Here is a 21,688-nt window from a genome sequence, read left to right on the forward strand (position 1 = left end):
GACGTAACGGTGGTGGAGGTCTGGGCATTCAGGTAAAAATGCCTCCCGGTGAACATAGTCCACAGTGCTACCATCCACGGACGTTAATTCCGGAGAGGATTACATGCGGTATTTCAGAAGCCCGGAGGCCAACTCCCTTTTGGCGTTTTGTTTCAGCGTGGCTCTGACGCTGACGGCCGCACCGGCAATCGCGGAGACCACCGGAGCCCCACTCGGGCACCTTTTGACCGACCCAACACAATGGGCGATCCAGACCGGGGACTATGCCAATCGGCGCTATTCCAAGCTGGACCAAATCAACCGGAATAACGTCGGCGACTTACGCGTGGCCTGGACCTTCTCGACCGGCGTTTTGCGGGGGCATGAAGGTGGGCCCTTGGTGGTCGGCGATACCATGTATGTGCACACCCCCTTCCCGACCACCGTTTACGCCCTGGATTTGTCCCAGAACGGTCGGATCAAATGGAAATACGCCCCCCACCAGGATCCAGCCGTGGCCGAGGTCATGTGTTGCGATACGGTGAACCGAGGTGTTGCCTATGATCAGGGCAAGATCCTGCTGCAACTTCCCGAAGCCCGCGTCGTGGCACTGGACGCCGAAACCGGAACCGAGATCTGGAGCACCCAAAACGGCGAACCGACCTTGGGCGCAACCAGCACCGCCACCGTTCTACCGGTGAAGGACAAGGTGATCGTCGGCATTTCCGGCGGTGAATATGGCGTCAGGGGCTATCTGACCGCCTATGATCTGGAGACCGGCAAGCGGCTCTGGCGGGCCTACTCCATGGGACCGGATGCCGACATGCTCATGGACCCGAAAAAGACCACGCAGTTGGGCCGTCCCGTCGGCGAAAACTCCAGCCTGTCGAGTTGGGAAGGGGACCAATGGAAGATCGGTGGGGGACCGACCTGGGGCTGGTACTCCGCCGACCTGGAGGAAAACCTCGTCTATTACGGCACCGGCAATCCCTCGACCTGGAATCCGGATCAGCGGCCCGGGGACAACCGTTGGGCAATGTCCATCATTGCCCGGGACATCGACACGGGCGTGGCGCGCTGGGTCTATCAAATGACCCCCCACGACCAGTGGGACTATGACGGGGTCAATGAAATGATCCTGACCGAGCAGACCATCGACGGGGTCCCCCGGAAACTTCTGACGCACTTCGACCGCAACGGCTTAGCCTATGTCCTGGACAGAACCACCGGCGCCCTTTTGCGGGCGGATAAATATGACCCCACCGTGAACTGGACCACGGGTGTCGACATGGACCCGGCGAGCCCAACCTATGGGAGACCGGAGGTGGTTGAAGAATTCTCGCCAGAGGCCAACGGCGAAGACTGGACAACGGAAGGCATCTGCCCTGCCTCTTTGGGAAGCAAGAATCAACAACCGGCGAGCTACAGCCCCAAGACGCAGCTTTTCTATGTGCCGACGAACCATTTGTGCATGGATTACGAACCGTTCTACGTCAAATACGCCGTCGGCGTCCCCTATGTGGGCGCAACCTTGTCGCTGTATCCGGCGCCGGGCCACGGGGGGACCGGGAATTTCATCGCCTGGGACAATACCACCGGCACCATCCGCTGGAGCATTCCGGAAACCTTCTCCGTCTGGTCAGGCTCCTTGGCGACGGCGGGCGGGGTCGTGTTTTATGGAACCCTTGAGGGGTATATCAAGGCCGTGGACGCCGAAACGGGGAAAGAACTGTACCGCTTCAAAACCCCTTCAGGTATCGTCGGCAATATCATGACCTATGAATGGAATGGGCGCCAATATGTGGCGGTCCTGTCCGGAGTCGGAGGCTGGGCCGGAATCGGCCTCGCTGCGGGGTTGACGCAACCCCATGATGGCGCCGGAGCCGTTGGCGGGTATGCTGCCCTCAGCCAATACACCGCCCTTGGCGGACAAGTGACCGTCTTCGCCTTACCGAATTAGAGCATGTCGCGCGACATGTGATTCCACGGTACACGACAGTGTCTCGTGTTTTTTGGGCGATTGCCCAAACCCATTTGGGGGCAAATGCCCCCAAGCCCCCTTTTTTCTTTTACAAATAAAGCCACGGGATCTGGGGCCTTTCGGCCAATAAACCTCCGGGGTCTGGGGCCTTTCGGCCCCAGTGGGGGACGGGGCAAAGCCCCGTAACGGGAACGCCCTACAGCTCGCGTTCTTCCAACTCGCCCAACAAGGTCACCAATTGGTCCACCGTCTGTTGCAAGGTCGGGTTGACGGCCTCAGGCGGATTGAGGGTAACGCGAACCAGGTTTTCCGTCTCGTTGGGATCAGCCTTCAGGTCATACATCTCCCACTGATCCGCCGCCGCACCCGAGGGGTCGAAGTAACGGGTCAACTTGTACTGATGGGTCCGCACACAGCGCAGGTGGCAAGGCTGGACCACCGCACCCGGCGCCAGGGGCACACCCTGCTTCCGAACCGCCTCAACCGTCGCGGCGAAGGCTGCGTATTCCACGTCCGAATGCAGGTTGTGGGGATCCCGGGTCGTCGGCAGGGGAGCGCAGATCTCGTCATCGGTGATGAACAGCACGCCTTGCCGCTCTCCCCCATCGGGGTGGAAGACTGTGTCTGGCGCCCATTGCCCCCGGATCAAGGGCGCCAAGTCGATCCCCGGCAGGGGCGGTACGGGGCGATGGCGCGCCAGCGTTTGGGAGATTTTACTCCGTTCCTCCGGCCCAACACCGGCCAGACCGAGCACCGTCGGCAAGATATCGATGTGACTGGTGAGCGCATCAATCTGCCGGGGCACATCCGTCTCGGCCGATGGCGTCCCCGTCTCGTCCGCCATCAGGGGACGGGCATTGACCACCACGGGGACATGCAGGGATTCCTGATAGGCCGTATGCCACTTCTCAATCATCATCCCATGGGCGCCACCGTATTCCCCGTGGTCGGCCAGGAAAATCACGATGGTGTTTTCATCCAGCCCGGTCTCCTCAAGGGTCGTCAAGACAGCGTTCACATGGCGGTCGAGCACGGAATGGAGCCATCCATAGAGTTGAACGAACTGACGAACTCCCTGCTCTTTGTTCTCATCCTCCTGAAGCTGGAAGGGAATACAGTTCTCCAGTGCCAGCTTGATGGCCAATTCTGTGATGGCCTCGGGATCAGCCTCCGGCATTAATTTTTGCGCCATGCTCAATCCCTGCTTGGCCGCCAACCCCAGGGCTACCTTATAGGAGTAGTCGAACTGACAATCCGGCTTGCTGCTCAGGTCCTCATTCCAAGTGGGGGGCACATCCCCGCAGTTCTGGGGAAAGCCATCGGGGTTGAGGGGAATGGCCAGCGTTCCCCCCGTGGGAGAGGGGGTGCGCTGGCCCTCGTTGGGCACAGTCAGAGGTCCCATAATGGGCTGAGTCCCGATCCCGCTCCCCTCAGCGCCGGTACTGTCGCTGCCCGGAAGCGGCAGGGCCTGGGCAATCACCCCCGGATAGGTGGCAATGTCATGGGGATTGGTGAACGACGCCACGGCGAACCAGGGTTTTTCCTCGGCGGGATCGGGCGCGGGGGCCGTGGGATCCTCTTCCGACACCACAGCAGCGGCCCGGTTATAGTCCAGCCCCAAGGATTTCCGGCGCAGAAAAGCACAAGCAGAATCCGTGAAGCCCACGTCCCGGTAAATTCCCAGATTATTGGGCGAAGCCCCATGGGGTTCAGGATAGGAGGACTCCCAATCATCGAAACCGTATCGCTCCAAGGAGTGCTCCGGCGGATTGCTCACATGCCATTTGCCGAAGTAATGGGTGGTGTAGCCCGCTTCGCGCATCCAGGACCCCAGGGTGGGAATGCCATCGGCCGGAAGCCAGGGGAAGTTCCAGCTATCCCCGCTCTTGAACAGACCGTCGGTTTGGGTCACCCCGGTTCGAGTGCCATACTGCCCGGTGTAGATCGCCGCACGGCTGGGAATACAGGCGCTGGTCGCGATGGTGTGATTGCGCAGCACCGCAGCATTTTTGCGCAATTTCAAAAAACCAGGAAAGAACTGGGCATAGAAATTGGAGGCGGGATCAACATCTGTATCATCCCCCTGAAAGCCCAGGATCATCTTCAAGGGATCATCCAGCCCCCCCTGCGCCCCATAAGAAAACCGGGGAAACCGGTATTGGTCGCAGGTAATCAATAAAATATTTGGCCGCTTAGCCCCAGTTATCTCGTCCACCATTCCGCGCCTCACTCCCTACATCGTCTTACCTTCTCTCCTACAATCAAAGAGAATGCGATGAATAACTGCACCATCCATTAAGAGTGCACGATTCAGAACACCAGTCAAACTAGACATTACTTGGAAACACAATCAAATTTTTCTAGACACACTTCACAACCTTGAATGTCTGAAACACCCATTTTGAGAGGACAGAGTCCACGGGATGTCCCTATGACCCGAAGCCGAAGCCAAAGCCAAAGCCGGGAAAAAAACCGGTCCTTTGGCTCGCGGCCAGAGACGAAACCGAAGCCCAGTCCATCCAGCGCCCATCAATCCAAGAGAACCCTTAGAGAGAGAAATTAACTTTTAAGCCAACCTAATTTGATTTATCTCTTATTTAGTGCTTTTTTGACATTTATCAGTCTTTAGTTTTCACCTCAACCCAAAGGGAGGTTTCTCGTGAAAATCGGTCCTTGGTTAGGAAGTCTGATCGTACCTTTGGCCCTTTTAGGAGCCTGCGGAAAGGGAGGCCCACTGACCTCTTTCCAAACCGCAACCGACCAATGTCTCGCCCTGGGCAAAGGAAGCCTCTGTGGCACCCATGACGAGTCGGCTGGCGTCTACGCCTACAAGGGAATTCGCTACGCCACAGCAGACACTTGGCAAGCGCCCACCCTCGTCACCGAATATGCGAACCAAACCCCAGCGACGGACGACGGCGACATTTGTCCCCAGTTCAAAAAGGCAGACCTTGGCCTTAAAAAAACAAAAGCAGAACAGATTTTGGTGGGCAACCCCGATTGCCTGTTCCTGAACGTTTGGACCCAAAGCCCTCCCACTCCAGCCCCCGCCCCCACCAAACCGGTCATGGTTTTCATCCATGGCGGTGCTTTCGTATTCGGTTCGGGGTCGGATCCCACCTACGACGGCACCCATTTCGCGGCGGATCAGGATGTGGTTCTCGTCACCTTGAATTATCGCTTGGGCGCCCTGGGCTTCCCGCCATCTCCCAATGCTGATCAGCGGAACTTGGGCCTGAAGGATCAGGTCGCGGCCCTGCAGTGGGTCCAGCAGAACATCTCGGCCTTTGGGGGCGATCCCAGCCGTGTGACCATCTTTGGAGAAAGTGCAGGAGCCATGTCCGTCGGCTTTCATGTCTATTCCATGACCGCCAGCGACACCCTCTTCCAGGCTGCGATCATGGAAAGCAATCCGCTGGGATACATCTACCCCGACGAAACGAATTTACCGGACATGACTAAGCAATTCGCGGGCTGTCTGGACGGGAACTGCAAATCCACCTCCTCCTCTTGGCCGACCGTAGCGCCGGAGTGGTCAACCATCATGGAGGCGCAAGAAAGCTACTCAGGCTCCATTTCATCCCTAAACCGTCTGGCGGGTTTGGGTTTGTCCGGCGCCTTGCCCTTCACCCCTGCGGTGGATAAGGATTATGTAACCGACCAGCCCTTGACCGGCTTCACCTCCGGCTCCGGGAAAAAACCCATGCTGTTCGGTTTCAACCGTGATGAAGGCGTCCTTTTCGCAGGTTTATTCAGCACGCCCACCAATGTTCTCGGGTTTCTGGGCACTGCGTCTTACACGAAATTTGGCCTGAATTGTTCCGGTTTTCATAAGACGGTAGCCTATCCGGAGCGCAATGGATACTGGTGCCTGATGGGGAACTTGTTCGAGAACGCCAATGAAATTGACGGTTTCACGGACAAGAACGAGCAGCCCCCCTTCAGCCCGGCTACCGTCCAGACCTTCACCAACCTGGACGGATCCTATTCCGCCATGGCCAATGCCATCACCGCCTCGAGCTTCCTCTGCCCGAATATGAATGGCGCCTCGGCGACGGCGACAGTCCCCGCCTGGGCCTATGTGCTTGAGCAGAACATCCCGATGGCAACGCAACCCAATACCCCGGCATGCGACCCGGCGCAAGGTGCCACCGCCCCCTGTCACGAGGCCGAATTGCCCTTCGTCTTCAACAATTTCGATGGGCCCGTCTCGACCGAGGTGGAGACTTTGGCTAAAACCATGAACACCGCTTGGGCCAATTTCGCCAAAACCCCCTCGGCCCCCCCGTTATCCGGTAGCGGCTCACCGACTTGGCCCGCCTGGAGCACCACGCAATCCGAAGCCATGATGGCCTTTGGCCCGAACGGTGCTGTTACCGCAGGTGCATCTGACCCCTTATACAAAGAATCCTATTGCTCGCAATGGGCCAAAACCCCGCCGGTCTTAAAGGCCTCCCGGGCATTTTCTTTCGGGCAATAGCCCTGGGCCCCCGAGAAAAACAATGGGCCGGTTCGTAACAAACGAACCGGCCCAAAACAGGCACGACGGGGGGACGGACCAAAGGGTCCTATGTCGGCTTCCCATACAGCTGCTTCGCCCGCTTCTCGAAGGAGGAGACCATCAGCCGCACCGCCTCCCCGAACAGGGCTCCCATGATCTTCTGCAGGAAAACCGACTTGAACTCGAAATCCACATAAAAGTCGACAATCACCCCACCCTTGCCATCGGGCTCGAAGACCCAATGGTTGTTCAGATACTTAAAGGGCCCCTCCGCATAGGTGACGTTGATGCGTTCCTTGGGTTGGAACTCCACTCGGGAGGTAAATCGCTCCCGCACCATTTTGAATCCGATCACCAGATCCGACCACACGACATTGTCTTCCCGTTTTTTATTTCGGGCGGCAAGACACCAGGGCAGGAACTCGGGATAGCGTTCAATATCGGCCACCAAGTCGTACATCTGCTCGGGGGTATAGGGGAGCGCGCGCTTCTCGGCGTGTGTGGGCATGGCTCCGCTTACTCAGCTGCGGCATGGGCGGCGCGGCGCGCCTCCCGCAGGACTTCGAAATCCCGATCCGCATGGTGGGAGGAGCGGGTCAGCGGCGTCGAAGCCACCATCAGGAAGCCCTTGGATTTGGCAATCCGGGCATAGTCCTCGAACTCCTCCGGCGTTACGAAACGGTCCACGGCGACATGCTTCAAGGTTGGCTGCAAATACTGGCCAATGGTCATGAAATCCACGCCCGCACTGCGCATGTCATCCATGACCTGCAGAACCTCGTCCTTGGTCTCGCCCAGGCCGACCATAATGCCAGACTTGGTAAACAGGGTCGGATCAAGCTCCTTGACCCGCGCCAAAAGCTGCAAGGAGTGGAAATAACGCGCACCGGGCCGGATGGAGGTATAAAGCCGCGGCACGGTCTCCAGATTATGGTTGAACACGTCGGGACGGGCCTCAACCACGCGGGCCAGCGCGCTGTCGGGTCGGCCCCTAAAATCCGGAGTCAGCACTTCGACAGAGCATTCGGGGCGACGGGCACGCACCTTGGTGATGCACTGGTAGAACTGCTCGGCGCCTCCATCGGCCAGATCATCCCGGTCAACCGAGGTGATCACCACATGCTTCAGTTCCATCTGTTCGACGGACAGGGCCAAGTTATCGGGCTCGGCCGCGTCAACGGCTCCGGGCTTGCCCGTGCGCACGTTACAGAAGGCACAGGCCCGGGTGCAGATATCGCCCAGGATCATGAAGGTCGCGTGGCGGCGTTTCCAGCACTCTCCGATGTTCGGGCAAGCGGCCTCTTCGCAGACGGTGAACAGGTTCTTGGACCGCATGAGCTTGCGGACCTCGGCGGCCTCGCTAGAGACCGGGGCCTTCACACGGATCCAATCGGGTTTACGCGGAGACGGATTGTCCGGCTTCCGCGCCTTCTCGGGATGGCGGATGATCGGCCTATCACTCATCGATGTATCGCTCATGGTGCCCTTAATACTTCGACGGGATCCGGAAGGAAACCCCGGATCCCGCCTGTCTCTGGGATGCTACATTAGAAATGGATCGCCCGACCGTAAGCGTCAAGGACCGACTCGTGCATCATCTCCGACAGGGTCGGATGGGGGAAGACCACATGCATCAGGTCTTCCTCGGTGGTTTCCAGGGTCTTGGCAACCGTATAGCCCTGGATCAGCTCGGTCACTTCCGCGCCAATCATATGGGCCCCCAGAAGCTCGCCGGTCTTCTCGTCGAACACGGTCTTGATCATGCCCTCGGGCTCGCCCAAGGCAATCGCCTTGCCATTGCCGATGAAGGGGAAGCGCCCCACCTTCACCTTGTACCCCTGCTCCTTGGCCTTGGCTTCCGTCAAACCGACGCTGGCCACCTGGGGATTGCAGTAGGTGCAGCCCGGGATACGGCTCGTGTCAATCGCATGAACCGCCTTGCCTGCAATGAACTCGGCCACCATAACGCCCTCGTGGCTGGCCTTATGGGCAAGCCAGGGGGCACCGGTCAGATCGCCGATGGCAAAGACCCCGGGTTCACCGGTGCGACACATCTCGTCGGTGACGATATGGGTCCGGTCGACCTTCACCTTGGTCCCTTCGAGACCCAGGTTTTCCACATTGCCAACGATACCGACGGCCATGATCACCCGCTCGACGGTAACCTCTTCCGTCTTGCCCCCCTTCTCCAGGGTCACGGTCACACTATCGGCGTTCTTCTTGAGCCCCTTGACGTTGGTCCCGGCCTTGATCTTCAAGCCCTGCTTCTCGAAGGACTTATGGGCCATGGCACTGATTTCGGCGTCTTCCACCGGAAGGACACGGTCCATAACCTCGACCACGGTGACGTCGGTCCCGCATTCGTTGAAGAAGCTGGCGAACTCGATACCAATGGCGCCGGAGCCCACGACCAACAGGCTCTTGGGCACTGCCTGGGGAACCAGAGCGTGTTTATAATGCCAGATCAGCTTCCCATCCGGCTCCATGCCCGGCAGCACCCGGGGACGGGCGCCGGTGGCCAGGATGATGTTCTTGGCCGTAACATCCGTCGTTTTGCCATCCTTGGTCACAGCCAGCTTGCCGGAGCCATTCAGTTTGGCCTCTCCATCGATAAGAGTGACCTTATTCTTCTTTAGCAGGTGCCCCACACCGCCGGACAACTGCTTGGCCACACCCCGGGAGCGCTGGACAACGGCGTCCAGGTCCACTTCCGCCCCGGAGACCTTCAGGCCATAGGACTTGGCGTGTTTGATCGTGCGAAACACTTCGGCGCTGCGCAACAGGGCCTTGGTGGGAATGCAGCCCCAGTTAAGGCAGATGCCGCCCACATGCTCACGCTCGACGACGGCGACCTTCAGGCCCAACTGAGCGGCGCGGATGGCGGCGACATAGCCGCCCGGACCGGCGCCGACGACGACGACTTCAAAGGAATTATCGGCCATGGATTCGTTTCCCCGATTTTGACTGGCGCGTTTGTTTGAATGACGAAAGCAGCACGACCGGACCCGGCGCGAGGGCCGGGTCCGGTGCGGCGCCTTACAGCATCATCGCCATGGGATCCTGGATCAGCTTCTTGAAGGCAGCCATGAACTGGGCACCCACGGCACCGTCCACCACCCGGTGGTCGACGGACAGGGTACAGCTCATGACGGTCGCCACGGCCAGCGCACCATCCTTCACCACCGGACGCTGCTCCCCGGCCCCCACTGCCAGGATACAGCCCTGGGGCGGATTGATGATCGCCGCGAAATCGCGGATGCCAAACATACCGAGGTTGGAGATGGTGAAACCCCCGCCCTGGAACTCCTCGGGCTTCAGCTTGCCGTCGCGGGCCTTCTTGGCCAGCTCCTTCATCTCGTTAGAAATCGTCGCCAGGCCCTTCTGGTCGGCCTTGCGGATGATCGGAGTGATCAACCCGCCTTCGGTGGCCACCGCCACGGAAACATCCACGTCATCCCACAGAATGATTGCCTCGTCGGTCCAGGCGGCGTTGGCCGCAGGAACCTGCTTCAGGGCAAGCGCCACGGCCTTGATGACCAGATCGTTGACCGACAGCTTGTAGGACTGCCCCAAACCCTCGGCCCGGGCATTCAGGTCCTTACGCAGGGCCAGCAGGGCATCCAGCTCCACATCCACGGTCAAGTAGAAATGAGGGACGGTCTGCTTGGATTCCGTCAGACGCTTGGCGATGACCTTGCGCATGGTGGAGTTGGGCACGGCGGTATGGGGCGCGTCCGGCAGGGCCACGGGCTTGGCCGGAGCAGGCGCGGCGGCCGGAGCGGCTGCGGCGGCCGGAGCAGAAGTCGCCGCCGGAGCAGCCTTGCCGGTTCCGGCCTTCAGAGCCGCTTCGATGTCATGCTTGACGATCCGCCCCTTGGGGCCGGTGCCTGTGACGGCCTTCAGGTCCAGGCCTTCCTGCCCTGCCATGCGGCGGGCCAGGGGGCTGGCGAAGATCCGCTCGCCCGCCGACTTGGCGGGAGCGGCAGCGGGCGCCGGAGCCCCAGCCGACGGAGCAGGGGAAGACTCGGCCGCAGGCGCCGAAGCGGCCTCGGCCTTGGGGGCCGCAGCCCCACCGCCTGCCTGGAATCCGTCCAAGGCAGAAGCGTCTTCCCCTTCCTCCAGAACGATACCGATCAACTGATTGACCTTCACGCCAGCGGTCCCATCGGGGACGATAATCTTGCCGAGGACCCCCTCGTCAACGGCCTCGAACTCCATGGTGGCCTTGTCGGTTTCGATTTCGCAGATGACATCCCCGGCGGCGATGGCATCGCCCTCGGCCTTGAGCCATTTGGCGAGGGTGCCCTCCTCCATGGTCGGGGAGAGGGCAGGCATAAGAATTTCAACGGGCATTGGATGCGTTCCCTTTTCCCCGGATTATTTGTAGCAGACGCCTTTGGCGGCTTCGACGACCCCTTCCGGCGTGGGCAGGGCCAGCTTTTCCAGGTTGGCGGCATAGGGCATGGGAACATCCACGCCACAGACCCGAACCACTGGCGCGTCCAGCCAGTCGAAGGCCTGCTCCATGATGGTCATGCCGATTTCCGACCCGATACCCGCGAAGGGCCAGCCCTCCTCGACCGACACACAGCGGTTGGTCTTCTGGACAGAGCGAATGATCGTCGCCGTATCCAGGGGACGGATGGTGCGCAGGTTGATGACCTCGGCCTCGATCCCCTGTTCGGCCAGGGCAGCCGCAGCCTCCAGGGCGACGGCGACCATGCGGGAGAAGGCGACGATGGTCACGTCCGATCCGGCCCGCTCGATCTTGGCCTTGCCGATGGGCAGGATGAAGTCCGGATCATCGGGCACATCGAAGGTCTGCCCATAGAGCATCTCGTTTTCGAGGAAGACCACCGGGTTGGGATCTCGGATGGAGGCCTTCAACAGGCCTTTGGCATCCGCCGCAGACCAGGGGGAGACCACCTTCAGGCCCGGGCAATGGGCGTACCAGGACGCGTAGCACTGGCTATGCTGGGCGGCGACGCGCGAGGCCGCACCGTTGGCTCCCCGGAAGACGATGGGGCAGCCCATCTGACCGCCGGACATGTACAGTGTCTTGGCCGCAGAATTGAGAATATGGTCGATGGCCTGCATGGCGAAGTTGAAGGTCATGAACTCCACGATGGGGCGCAGACCGGAGAACGCGGCGCCGGTGGCCAGACCGGTAAAGCCCATCTCGGTGATCGGAGTATCAATCACCCGCTTCTCTCCGAACTCGTCGAGCAGCCCCTGGGAAACCTTGTAAGCCCCCTGATATTGGGCCACTTCCTCGCCCAGCAAGAAGACGTCGCCGTTGGCGCGCATTTCCTCGGCCATGGCATCGCGCAGAGCTTCGCGAACCGACAGCTTGGTGAAGGAGTCGTACTGCTTCTCCTCCTGCTGGCCCGCTTCGGCATCAGTCCCGGCTTGCAGGGGGCTATCCGAGGCGGCAGCGGCCCGGGCCGGTTCGGCTGGCTTGGCCGGTGCCGTGGCGGTGACGTCCTGGGAGGGGCCAGCCGCCGCATCCATACCGTCCATGGCGGAGGCGTCTTCCCCCTCCTCCAGCAGGACACCAATCAGGCTGTTCACGGCCACGTTCTCGGTGCCTTCGGGGACCACGATCTTGCCGAGGGTCCCTTCGTCGACGGCCTCGAATTCCATGGTGGCCTTATCGGTTTCAATCTCGCAAATCACATCGCCAGCGGCGATGGTGTCGCCCTCGGCCTTCAGCCAACGGGCCAGCTTTCCCTCGGTCATGGTGGGGGAAAGGGCAGGCATCAAAATCTGTACGGGCATGAGTCTTTTGCTCCGGAAAAGTCGAAGTGCGCTTACGCGTCGAGAAGGACGTCGGTGTACAGCTCGGCCGGTTCCGGCTCGGGGCTGTTCTGGGCGTACTCCGCCGCTTCGGTGACGGTGGCCTTGATCTCCTTGTCGATCTCCTTCAAGGCGGCCTCGTCCAGGATCCCGTCGGCGATCAGCTTTTGGCGCAGATGGTCGATGGGATCGCTTTCCGAACGCATCTTGCTCACTTCTTCCTTCGACCGGTATTTGGCCGGGTCGGACATGGAGTGACCGCGGTAGCGATAGGTTTTCAGTTCCAGAACCGCAGGACCCTCGCCGCAGCGGGCCTTGTCCACGGCTTCCTCGGCGTCGGTTTTGACGGCGATAACATCCATGCCGTTGATCGCCAATCCCGCGATACCAAAGGATTCACCACGCTTGTACAACTCCTTGGTGGCACTGGCGCGCTCCACCGAGGTTCCCATACCGTACTTGTTGTTCTCGATCACATAAACGACGGGCAGCTTCCACAGCGAGGCCATGTTGAAGCTCTCGTAGACCTGACCCTGGTTGATCGCACCATCCCCCAGGTAGACGAAGCAAACGCCATCGTCCTCGCGGTACTTATGGGCAAATCCCAGTCCTGTTCCCAACGGAACCTGGGCACCGACAATGCCGTGACCGCCGTAAAAACCCTTTTCCTTGCTGAACATATGCATGGACCCACCCTTACCCCGGGAGTATCCATCCCGGCGACCGGTCAATTCGGCCATCACGCCCTTGGGGTCCATGCCCGTGGCGAGCATATGCCCGTGGTCCCGGTAGCTGGTGATCACGCTATCGCCCGGTTTGGCCAGGGCCTGTAGCCCCACAACCACCGCTTCCTGCCCGATGTAGAGGTGACAGAACCCCCCAATCAGGCCCATGCCATACAACTGACCCGCCTTCTCCTCGAAGCGGCGAATCAAAAGCATGTCGCGGTAATAGGCTTTCAGGTCATCGGCGGTCGGCGCTGCGGCGCTTTTCGCCTTACGTCGAGTGGCTGCCATGTTTCCTCCCAATAGGTCTCTCGCGGAACCCCGTTGATCGGGGATGAAGATGATGCGCGATGAAGAGCGGTCATCGGCCCGAGCCCGCCCTTCATCCATGTAAACCTTATCGCGCCACTCGCCAGGGGAGGAAGCAATTCTTTCGGTAAGTATTTGTATTGCAATGCACAATTCTGTATTAACTAATACAAGGTTAATTGTATGATTTCACGGGGATTTCGCGCCTATTGACGGCAAATCGAACAGGGTCGCTCCGCATGCGCGCAAAAGACTTTTGCATTTGGCCCGGGTAATTCGGCCACCGGCTTTCCGCATTACGGATAAATCGAAAGGGGGTGGGGTGGGTAACACTCCACGAGCCTGCACGGCCCCAGGTACCCCCGCCTATTTCCCGTCCATTTGAGGTAGCAGAATCACCAGCTCGTCGGGCCGGATGCGGTTGAGCATCTTGCGGGCGCGTTCATCGAGCAGATCCGGATCCAGGCTGTCCGGAGACAGGCGATCGACCCGGGCCTGCAGCTCCTCTTGCTCCGCCTTGCGCAGGGCGAGAATATGCTTGGCCTCGGCGATTTCCGCATTGAGCTGCGCGAGGGAGAGGACCCCACGGGACCCCTGCACGGCATGGTACCCAAAATACCCCGCCGCCAGCAACCCGATGAGGGAGCCGAGGAAGCCGCGCATCCGTGTTTTATGGAAACCGTGAGACATCATTTGTCCATGGGATCATGCTGGAAAGGGCCGGTCAACAGGAGAGACAAACCCGGATTCTGTTTTTATTTACAATGCGATGCAAAGATGACTTTAGGTAGTTTGTCATGAAATACTTAAGGATAGATAAAGCTTTTTGGTTCCCGACAAGGGACTATCCCGGAACAAGGAAAAGGCTGCACCGCCCTCCCCTTCCCCACACCTTTCGCCGGTCGAAAAAAAGGACATAATCCCGCGCCCGGACGGCTCGACGGAAAACCCGACGCGATCTGGTGGCGACGGGCGGGAGGATCTGTCACAGTCCCGCCGACAAAGCAAGCTGGTGAGGGAAGGAGGCTCCCATGATTTTTGGCTATTGGGAGGAGAACGGTCGATTAAAGCGGGCTCCGGCGCCCCTGCACGAAACCGACCGCATCATCTGGTACGACCTGATCGCCCCCACGGCGCGGGAGGAAGCCCAGCTCGAATCCATCCTGAACATCGACGTCCCCACCCGCGAGGAAATGGAGGAAATCGAGATTTCCAGCCGCCTTTACCAGGAAGACGACGCGATCTTCATGACCGCGACCTTGCTGTCGGCGACGGATACGGACAATCCCCAGTCCTCTCCGGTGACCTTTGTCCTGACCAACGGCAAGCTCCTCACCATCCGGTACAGCGAGCCCAAGGCCTTTGAAGCTTTTCCCATGCGGGCGGAGAAAACGAACCTCGCTTGTTTCGGGGGCGAAAAAGTTCTACTGGCTCTTTTGGAAGCGATCGTGGACCGACTGGCCGACGTGATCGAGCGGGATGCCCGGGAGATCGACCGCCTGTCCCAGGAGATCTTCGCCCAGGACACCCCGCCGTCGAGCAAAGCCAAGGGGCCGACAGCCCGAAGCAAGGATTACCAAAAGATCCTCAAGACCATCGGCCGCAAGGGCGACCTGACCAGCGACATCCGCGAAAGCATGGTCAGCCTGCTGCGGCTGTTCGTCTACCTGGCCCAGGTCACGACGGAACGGAAGAGCACCAAGGACAGCCGGGCACGGGTCAAGACCTTGCAACGGGACGCCCAATCCCTGATCGACCACGCGACCTTTTTGTCGTCGAAGATCACCTTCCTGTTGGATGCGACCCTCGGCATGATCAACATCGAGCAGAACGCAATCATCAAGATCTTCTCGGTGGTCGCGGTGATTTTCCTGCCCCCCACCCTGGTGGCGAGCATCTACGGCATGAACTTCCAATTCATGCCGGAATTGGGCTGGCACATGGGCTATCCTCTGGCCTTGCTGATCATGTTGATCTCTGCAATCCTGCCCTATCGGTTGTTTAAGCGGTGGGGGTGGCTTTAGGGAGCGTTTGGCTTCGCCAGCGGGCTGCCGCCCGCAGCCGCTCGGGGGAGAACCCCCGAATCCCCCCTTTCTTCTTTGCGCATCTCCTCCCGTCGTCATCCGCGCGAGCCCGGTTTTCCTTCGTCGTCATCTCCGCAAACGCGGGAATCCAGAGGTAATGTCACTGTCGGTAGTAAAGTGCGCTTTGGTCGCGCCAACCGCCTCACTTCTCCGCATCGACCGCCCATTCAGGCAAGCGTTTGATGTCCTCCGGCTCCACCCCCATGACGCCAGGGCAATCCTCGGTGCGTCCCTCCCGAGCGTCGAGCAAACGACGCGAGAGGGCCGTCAAGTGGGCGGTGTCGAGGTGGGAGAGAGGGAGGTAGACGTAGGACATGGGTACGAACAAAGGGGCCGAAAACCGGTGCTTGATCAGCCCCTGGGCCACGTAGGGGGCGCTACTTTTGTCGCAGAAAAGGTCGGCCAGCAGAGTTGCCAATCCGTCTTGGAACCGGATATCGGAAACCATGGACAGGGTATGGAGCCACTCAGGGGAGGAGACGAAATCCGGGTCCGCCAGACGGCTCCCGAGCTCTTGGTAAAACGCCGATAGCCGGTCCCGTATCGCGGCATCCGAAACACCCTCCAGACTCCTTTGTTCCCAGTCAGCGATGTCCTCTTGGCTAGGATGGGTCCAAGAAACCTTAACCACACGGCCACAGGGTGACCTGTCCAACTGCGGTTGTCCAGTTACTCCCCATGCGGCGGATCCGTCCAATATGACGCAAGACAGTCTTGTGAGTACGAGAGACGCGCCCTGCAGGCTTGCACTGTTGAGTGATGCGCCCTGCAGCCTTGCACTGTTAAGTGACGCGCCCTGCAGGCTTGCACCGTTAAGTGACGCGCCCTGCATTTTTGCACCGATAAGAGACGCACCCTGCAGACTTGCGCGGTGAAGAGACGCACCCTGCAGACTTGCATCGTTGAGAGACGCGCCCTGCATTTTTGCACCGATAAGAGACGCGCCCTGCAGACTTGCATCGTTGAGAGACGCGCCCTGCAGGTCTGTTAAGCTGAAATACGCGCCCTGAAGGCTTGAGTCGTTGAGAGACGCGCCCTGCAGACTTGCACCGATGAGAGACGCGCTCTGGAGTCTTGCGTCGTTGAGAGATGCGCCCTGTAGGCTTGCATATGTGAGAAACGCGCCCCGCAGGTTCGCGCCGTCCAAGTTGACTTCCCGGAGATCGGACGACTCCAAATGCGCTCCTCTGAAATCCCGCCCCGGCAGGGACAGGGGCCTGTCGGGCGTGGCCAAGGCCTCTTCCGACGGGCTGTTCTCCCGACGCCCCCGGATTTTGTCCAGGCGGTCCAGGTCGATCAGGTCCCGGCGATCGGCGAGATGGAGCACACGCCAGAAGGGGAGAAACCGCGCGATCTCATTTGGACTCCCATCTTCACCCACCCCTCTTCCACCAAAGAGAGCTATTTTGACTGATGCGAAATCGCTGTCCTGGTCCCGAACCCAATCGTCGACTTGGGGTCCACCGTCCATGCCCTCTCCCGGAAAGGTCGCCAGGAAAAGGGAGAAGGCTGCGATAGGAACCCAATAAAGGGACAGGGATTTAAGAAAAGTCCATTTCGTCGGCCATTGATCCGACCGAATCGCGGGCCAGAACAGGCAAAGCAGGAGCACATCCAGCAGCAGCAGGACCCGATGGACCCAGGTGATGGGAGCGCTGTGGTAGGCCAGGAATTGCAACTGGAAGACCAGAAGCAGAACGACCGGCGCGAGCAGCAGGGTGATGACCGTGACCAGCCAGAGGAAGACGCCGCCCCAGCCCTTGTTTTCCTCCGGCCCGGCGCCGATCAGCAGCACAAGGGCATAGGTCGTCAAACCCAGGCGCTCCCGCCGACTGGCCACCGCATCCAGTGCCGCCTGACCCATCGCCCAATTGAAGGCATGGACCCGATGTCCCAGAGAACGGAGTTGTTGCAGCAGGTAGAAATGGTTGATCAGAAAGAACAGAGGCGCAACGACGAAAAAGGCCTGAAGCGGCAGGTCCACGTTCATCACCGGCAAGGAGATCGGGGTTTCCAGGAACAGGTCCCTGTGGGTGACGCCGATCACCGCCAGCGTCAGATAGGCCGTCAGGGCCAAGTACCCCAGCCAGAGGCCCCGCACCCGCGAGGCAGCCTCGTTGACCGCGATCCGATAGGGCTCTACGGAAAACGCAAGGGGACGGACCACGGGGGGGCGAGGTGTGCTCGTCATGGTGCGGGGGTCATGGTGTGGAGATCGGAGCTGGACGATCAGTGGTCGGGCGGGGCAGACTTCCCCTCCACTCTGCATCAGAGGCACATGCAACGCAATACGGGTGGACGCGAGTAGCGCCCCTCACGTCATCGATGGGGTGAGATGGGGTGCCAAGCTTTTGGCTTTCGGCCGATCTTCCCTCGTCGCGGCCTGGGGTAGGGTGAAAAAGAACTGACTTCCTTCTCCCGGCGTACTTTTCACCCAAACGCGCCCGCCGTAATGCTCCACGATCTTCTTGCAGACGGACAGACCCACACCCGTCCCGCCGCCATATTCATCCCGGCCATGGAGCCTTTGGAAGAGCCGGAAAATGCGCCCGGCGCCGTATTGCTCCAGGTCCATGCCGATACCATTGTCGCTGATGCAGAACTCCCAGCGATCGCCCTGCAATGCACAGGTGATGTTGATTTCCGGAGACCGGTCGGGCGCGCGATACTTCAGGGCATTGGTGATCAAATTCAGAAACAGGCGTTCAACCTCGCCCCGGCAGGCATAAACCCGGGGCATGCCATGACAGCGGGTGACACGCGCACCCTCCTCCTCAAGCTGCCGCCTTAATTGGCCCAAAACGGTGTCAACCACCTTTGCCACCGAGAGGTCAATGCGAGGGTTGGCACTGCGGCCAATCCGAGAATACTCGACAAGATCGCGGATCAGCCTGTCCATGCGGGTGGCCCCCTTGTGGACGAACTCCAGATAGTCCTTCTGGTCAGGGGTCAGGTCCTCGCCCAGGCTGCGCTTGAGCAAGGTGGAAAAGCTCGTCACCGTCCGCAACGGTTCACGCAGATCGTGGGAAGCCACATAGGCGAAGGATTCCAAATCCTCGTTGGACTGCCGCAACTCCTCGTTCGTCTCTCTGAGGGTGTCCTCGATCTGCTTGCGTTCCGTGATATCGCGGGACAAGCCGAGCACGCCAATGATCCGTCCCTCTTCATCGAGCATCGGTGTCTTGACGGTTTCAACCAAAACCCGACGTCCCGTGTCGGCAAAGGTCAGCCATTCCTCGTTTATCTGGGGCCTACCCGCCGCCATGGCCTGCCTGTCGTGGCGCCGGAAGAATTCCGCTGTATCCGGATCAATGAAGGCAAAATCATCCTTCCCCAGAAGCTCCGCCTCCCTTTTGTTATAGAGCCGCTCGAACACCGGATTGCAGGCCAGATACCGGCCAGCCGCATCCTTGAGAAACACCAAATCGGGTATGCTGGCGAAAATCTGCCGCTTCAGCCGCTCGCTGGCCCTCAGGGCGGCTTCGATCTGCTTCAGGTCCGTCACATCCTGAATGGTGCCAAACATTTCAAGGGGATTGCCCGTCTCGTCACGGTGCAAATGCCCCTTGCCGTGAACCCATTTCACCTTGCCTGTCATCTGATCGATGATCCGATAGAGCTTATCGAACCTCTCCCCTCCCGCCAGAACACGGTCTTTCAAATAGGCCTGCATCTCCCCTTGATCATCGGGATGAACCAGCGAGAGCCATCCCGCGACCGAATGATCAAAGTTTGGCCCAATTCCAAACATTGTCTCCAGCACATCAGATCCGCACCAGCTATCCTGGACGATATCGTAAACATAATGGCCAACCTTGGCGATTTCCTGGGCTTCCCGATGCTGCACCAGGAGCGTCTCCAACTGCCTGGACTTCTCCGCCAATTGCTGTTCGTTGGTAACCCGCTCCCCAATATCCATAATGAAGGCAAAGACGGTCCCACCATCAATTGGAGAGTATTTAACAGCGACTTCCACAGGCCAAACCGTCCCATCAGCGCGTCGATGTCGGGAGCGAAACAGAATAGCCCCTTCCGCCTTGGCCCTGTCGACAATGGTTTGAGCCTCGTGTTGGTCCTGATTCACTTCCAGGAGAGCCGCCGACATGCCGATCAACGCCTCTCGGGCATATCCAGACATAGTGGCATAGGTCGTGTTCGCGTCGACAATACGGGAATTCAGGTTCACCGCCAAAAAGCCCAGACCTGGGACATCCATAGCGTCCCGGTAGCGGGCCAAGTCTTCCAGACTCCGCCGCTCCCGTTGCTTCCGGTCGGAGACATCCCGGACCATCCCGCAGATCAGATCTCCCCCTTCCTGCAGGAAAAGAGCAAAGGAGATTTCCACCGGATAGGTCACGCCATCGCTGCGAAGCTGCGTGGTTTCCAGCAAGACCTCGCCATCCCGCCGCACCGTATCAAGCAGAACAGCCCAACGCTCTGGCCCCATTTCCGGGACAAAATCAGCCAGGTGAAGACCAACAAGTCCCTCGTACCGATAGCCGAGCGCCTGAAGTGCTGCTGGATTGACATCCACCACCCGGGCGGTCACGTCAAGCCAATAGACTTCCATGGAGGTCTTGCTTAGGGCGAAGAGCGCCATATCCGAGGACAGCATGGAACACCCTTATCTTCTCGAAGGAGCGATCACCAGCTTAGCCCCAAAACGTCGCAAAAAAAAGAATTGACCCTCAAAATATATTGCTCTCAGGCAAAACGCATCCGTTTCAATTCAGGAAAATCCCTTGATTGACAATAGCATATGATTTTGGAAACCATCATCAAAAATGCGATTACTTGAATTTCTCTAATGAACACAATGGATAATTTCGCCCAAGGGATCACTTGCTTATTTTTTGAGCAGATGCTTATCACCCTTGTGCATATTTCTCTTTAAAGGCCGTCAAATCCGCGCCGACACGGCGTCCCCTCGGCAGAACATTTCGCAAAAATGGTGCACACAAGGGCACTGCGAGGACTTGGCATGGATTTTGATTGATAACCGAGCAGAAAACTAGGGTTCCGACTGAAGAAAGACCTTCGGTGTCTGGTCCGAGAGTTTTCATCCGATGCCCCCACCCACAAAACGCATCGGACACACGGAGGGATAAAAGCCCGGGAGGCCAAATACGCGATCGGTCGCGTCGGCTCTCCTGTCGTCCGCCCGGTTGCCGCCCGTCAACCAGCATGGAAGTGGACGACAGCATGATCATCAAGACCAGCCTGAACGCCATTCTGTTCGCCGGAGCGCTCGCGGGAGCCTGCGCCGTCCCCGCCCTGGCGGAGGAAAAATCCAGTTTCAAGGTGGCTTGGTCCATCTACGCGGGCTGGATGCCCTGGGGTTATATGTCCGACAGCGGCATCATGGACAAATGGGCCAAAAAATACGGCATCGACGTCCAGATCATCCAGGTTAATGACTACATCGAGTCCATCAACCAATACGCTGCGGATGCCGTCGACGGCGTCTCAGCCACCAATATGGACACCCTATCCATCCCTGCGGGCGGCGGCCTGGACACCACAGCGCTCATTGTCGGCGATTTCTCCAACGGCAATGACGCCATTCTTGTAAAAGGTGACGGGGATCTGGCCTCGCTGAAAGGCAAGCCCGTCAATCTGGTGGAGCTCTCCGTCTCCCATTATCTGTTGGCACGCGCCCTAGACAGTGTCGGTCTCACCGAGCGGGATTTGACGGTCATCAACACCTCCGACGCCGACATGGTCGCGGCCTTCTCCACGCCGGACGTTGAAGCGGTCGTGACCTGGAACCCGCTGGTCTCCACCATCATGGAAACGCCCGGTGTCAGCAAGATCTATGACAGCTCGAAAATCCCCGGCGAGATCATCGATCTCATGGTCGTCAACACCGAGACCCTGGCCGACAACCCGGCCTTCGGCAAGGCTTTGACAGGCGCTTGGTATGAAACCATGGCCCTGATGTCCTCGGACACGCCCGAGGGCGTCGCTGCCCGCACGGCCATGGCCCAAGCCTCCGGTACCGACTTGGCCGGATACGAGGCCCAACTGGACGCCACAGCCATGTTTTACGATCCAGCCAAGGCTGTGGCTTTCACCGAAAGCCCAGAATTGAAGACCACCATGGGCTATGTGGCCACCTTCCTGTTCGATCACGGCATCCTGGGCGAAGGCGCACCCAATGCGGACTACATCGGCGTGGCCTATCCGGACGGTTCGACAACAGGCGATCCGAACAACGTAAAGTTCCGCTACGACACCACCTACATGGGCATGGCCGCCGAGGGGAAGCTTTAGCCGCTCCCCGCCTGTCCGCCCCCCTCTCCAGACGTCCCCG

14 protein-coding genes and 1 riboswitch are annotated in these 21,688 nt (G+C 59.5%); of the genes, 4 read left to right on the forward strand and 10 right to left on the reverse strand.

Translation table 11 applies throughout. The features are described 5' to 3' along the window. The first annotated feature begins 103 nt into the window (after positions 1-103). Positions 104-1,939: a methanol/ethanol family PQQ-dependent dehydrogenase gene (locus tag ACLIRY_RS04260; RefSeq protein WP_413204096.1), complete on the forward strand. Its 1,836-nt coding sequence runs from the start codon at positions 104-106 to the stop codon at positions 1,937-1,939. 217 nt (positions 1,940-2,156) lie between these two features. Here ACLIRY_RS04260 and ACLIRY_RS04265 read toward each other — a convergent pair whose 3' ends face one another. Next, positions 2,157-4,178, reverse strand: a complete 2,022-nt coding sequence (locus ACLIRY_RS04265; protein WP_413204097.1) for a sulfatase-like hydrolase/transferase — start codon at positions 4,176-4,178, stop codon at positions 2,157-2,159. Positions 4,179-4,619: 441 nt separating this feature from the next. On the opposite strand from ACLIRY_RS04265, the gene ACLIRY_RS04270 reads away from it, so the two are divergent. Next, a complete protein-coding gene (locus ACLIRY_RS04270) occupies positions 4,620-6,440 on the forward strand; it encodes a carboxylesterase family protein (RefSeq protein WP_413204098.1) in 1,821 nt (606 codons plus the stop codon). Positions 6,441-6,528: 88 nt separating this feature from the next. On the opposite strand, the gene ACLIRY_RS04275 is transcribed toward ACLIRY_RS04270, so the two are convergent. From ACLIRY_RS04275 to ACLIRY_RS04305, 7 genes are all read right to left on the reverse strand, one after another. After that, entirely contained in the window at positions 6,529-6,969 is a 441-nt protein-coding gene (locus ACLIRY_RS04275) for a type II toxin-antitoxin system RatA family toxin (RefSeq protein WP_413204099.1), read from the reverse strand. An 8-nt stretch (positions 6,970-6,977) separates the two neighbouring features. Further along, positions 6,978-7,925: a lipoyl synthase gene (gene lipA / locus ACLIRY_RS04280; protein ID WP_413204193.1), complete on the reverse strand. Its 948-nt coding sequence runs from the start codon at positions 7,923-7,925 to the stop codon at positions 6,978-6,980. Positions 7,926-8,008: 83 nt separating this feature from the next. Next, positions 8,009-9,403 carry a dihydrolipoyl dehydrogenase gene (lpdA, locus tag ACLIRY_RS04285; protein ID WP_413204100.1) on the reverse strand — a complete coding sequence of 465 codons (1,395 nt, stop codon included), beginning with the start codon at positions 9,401-9,403 and terminating at the stop codon, positions 8,009-8,011. 94 nt (positions 9,404-9,497) lie between these two features. Further along, positions 9,498-10,814 carry a pyruvate dehydrogenase complex dihydrolipoamide acetyltransferase gene (locus ACLIRY_RS04290; protein WP_413204101.1) on the reverse strand — a complete coding sequence of 439 codons (1,317 nt, stop codon included), beginning with the start codon at positions 10,812-10,814 and terminating at the stop codon, positions 9,498-9,500. Positions 10,815-10,838: 24 nt separating this feature from the next. Continuing rightward, positions 10,839-12,239: a pyruvate dehydrogenase complex E1 component subunit beta gene (locus tag ACLIRY_RS04295; protein ID WP_413204102.1), complete on the reverse strand. Its 1,401-nt coding sequence runs from the start codon at positions 12,237-12,239 to the stop codon at positions 10,839-10,841. A gap of 32 nt (positions 12,240-12,271) precedes the next feature. Then, positions 12,272-13,273, reverse strand: coding sequence for a pyruvate dehydrogenase (acetyl-transferring) E1 component subunit alpha (gene pdhA, locus ACLIRY_RS04300; RefSeq protein WP_413204103.1), 1,002 nt, complete (start codon positions 13,271-13,273; stop codon positions 12,272-12,274). Positions 13,274-13,657: 384 nt separating this feature from the next. After that, a complete protein-coding gene (locus ACLIRY_RS04305; RefSeq protein ID WP_413204104.1) occupies positions 13,658-13,981 on the reverse strand; it encodes an FtsB family cell division protein in 324 nt (107 codons plus the stop codon). A gap of 341 nt (positions 13,982-14,322) precedes the next feature. On the opposite strand from ACLIRY_RS04305, the gene corA reads away from it, so the two are divergent. Further along, positions 14,323-15,315, forward strand: a complete 993-nt coding sequence (corA, locus tag ACLIRY_RS04310) for a magnesium/cobalt transporter CorA (RefSeq protein ID WP_413204105.1) — start codon at positions 14,323-14,325, stop codon at positions 15,313-15,315. Positions 15,316-15,517: 202 nt separating this feature from the next. Here corA and ACLIRY_RS04315 read toward each other — a convergent pair whose 3' ends face one another. After that, the gene (locus ACLIRY_RS04315) at positions 15,518-17,566 is read right to left on the reverse strand and encodes a pentapeptide repeat-containing protein (protein WP_413204106.1); all 2,049 of its coding nucleotides are present in this window, start codon (positions 17,564-17,566) and stop codon (positions 15,518-15,520) included. Positions 17,567-17,689: 123 nt separating this feature from the next. After that, on the reverse strand, positions 17,690-19,990 hold the full coding sequence (locus ACLIRY_RS04320) for a PAS domain S-box protein (protein ID WP_413204107.1): 2,301 nt from the start codon (positions 19,988-19,990) through the stop codon (positions 17,690-17,692). 385 nt (positions 19,991-20,375) lie between these two features. Next, a riboswitch (guanidine-I (ykkC/yxkD leader) is annotated at positions 20,376-20,496 on the forward strand. An 81-nt stretch (positions 20,497-20,577) separates the two neighbouring features. Between ACLIRY_RS04320 and ACLIRY_RS04325 the strand changes: the two genes are divergently transcribed. Continuing rightward, a complete protein-coding gene (locus tag ACLIRY_RS04325; RefSeq protein ID WP_413204108.1) occupies positions 20,578-21,648 on the forward strand; it encodes a putative urea ABC transporter substrate-binding protein in 1,071 nt (356 codons plus the stop codon). Positions 21,649-21,688 lie beyond the last annotated feature (40 nt).

Origin of the sequence: Rhodospirillum sp. A1_3_36, from assembly GCF_047263945.1 — a bacterium.
In the GTDB taxonomy this organism is placed as follows: domain Bacteria; phylum Pseudomonadota; class Alphaproteobacteria; order Rhodospirillales; family Rhodospirillaceae; genus Rhodospirillum.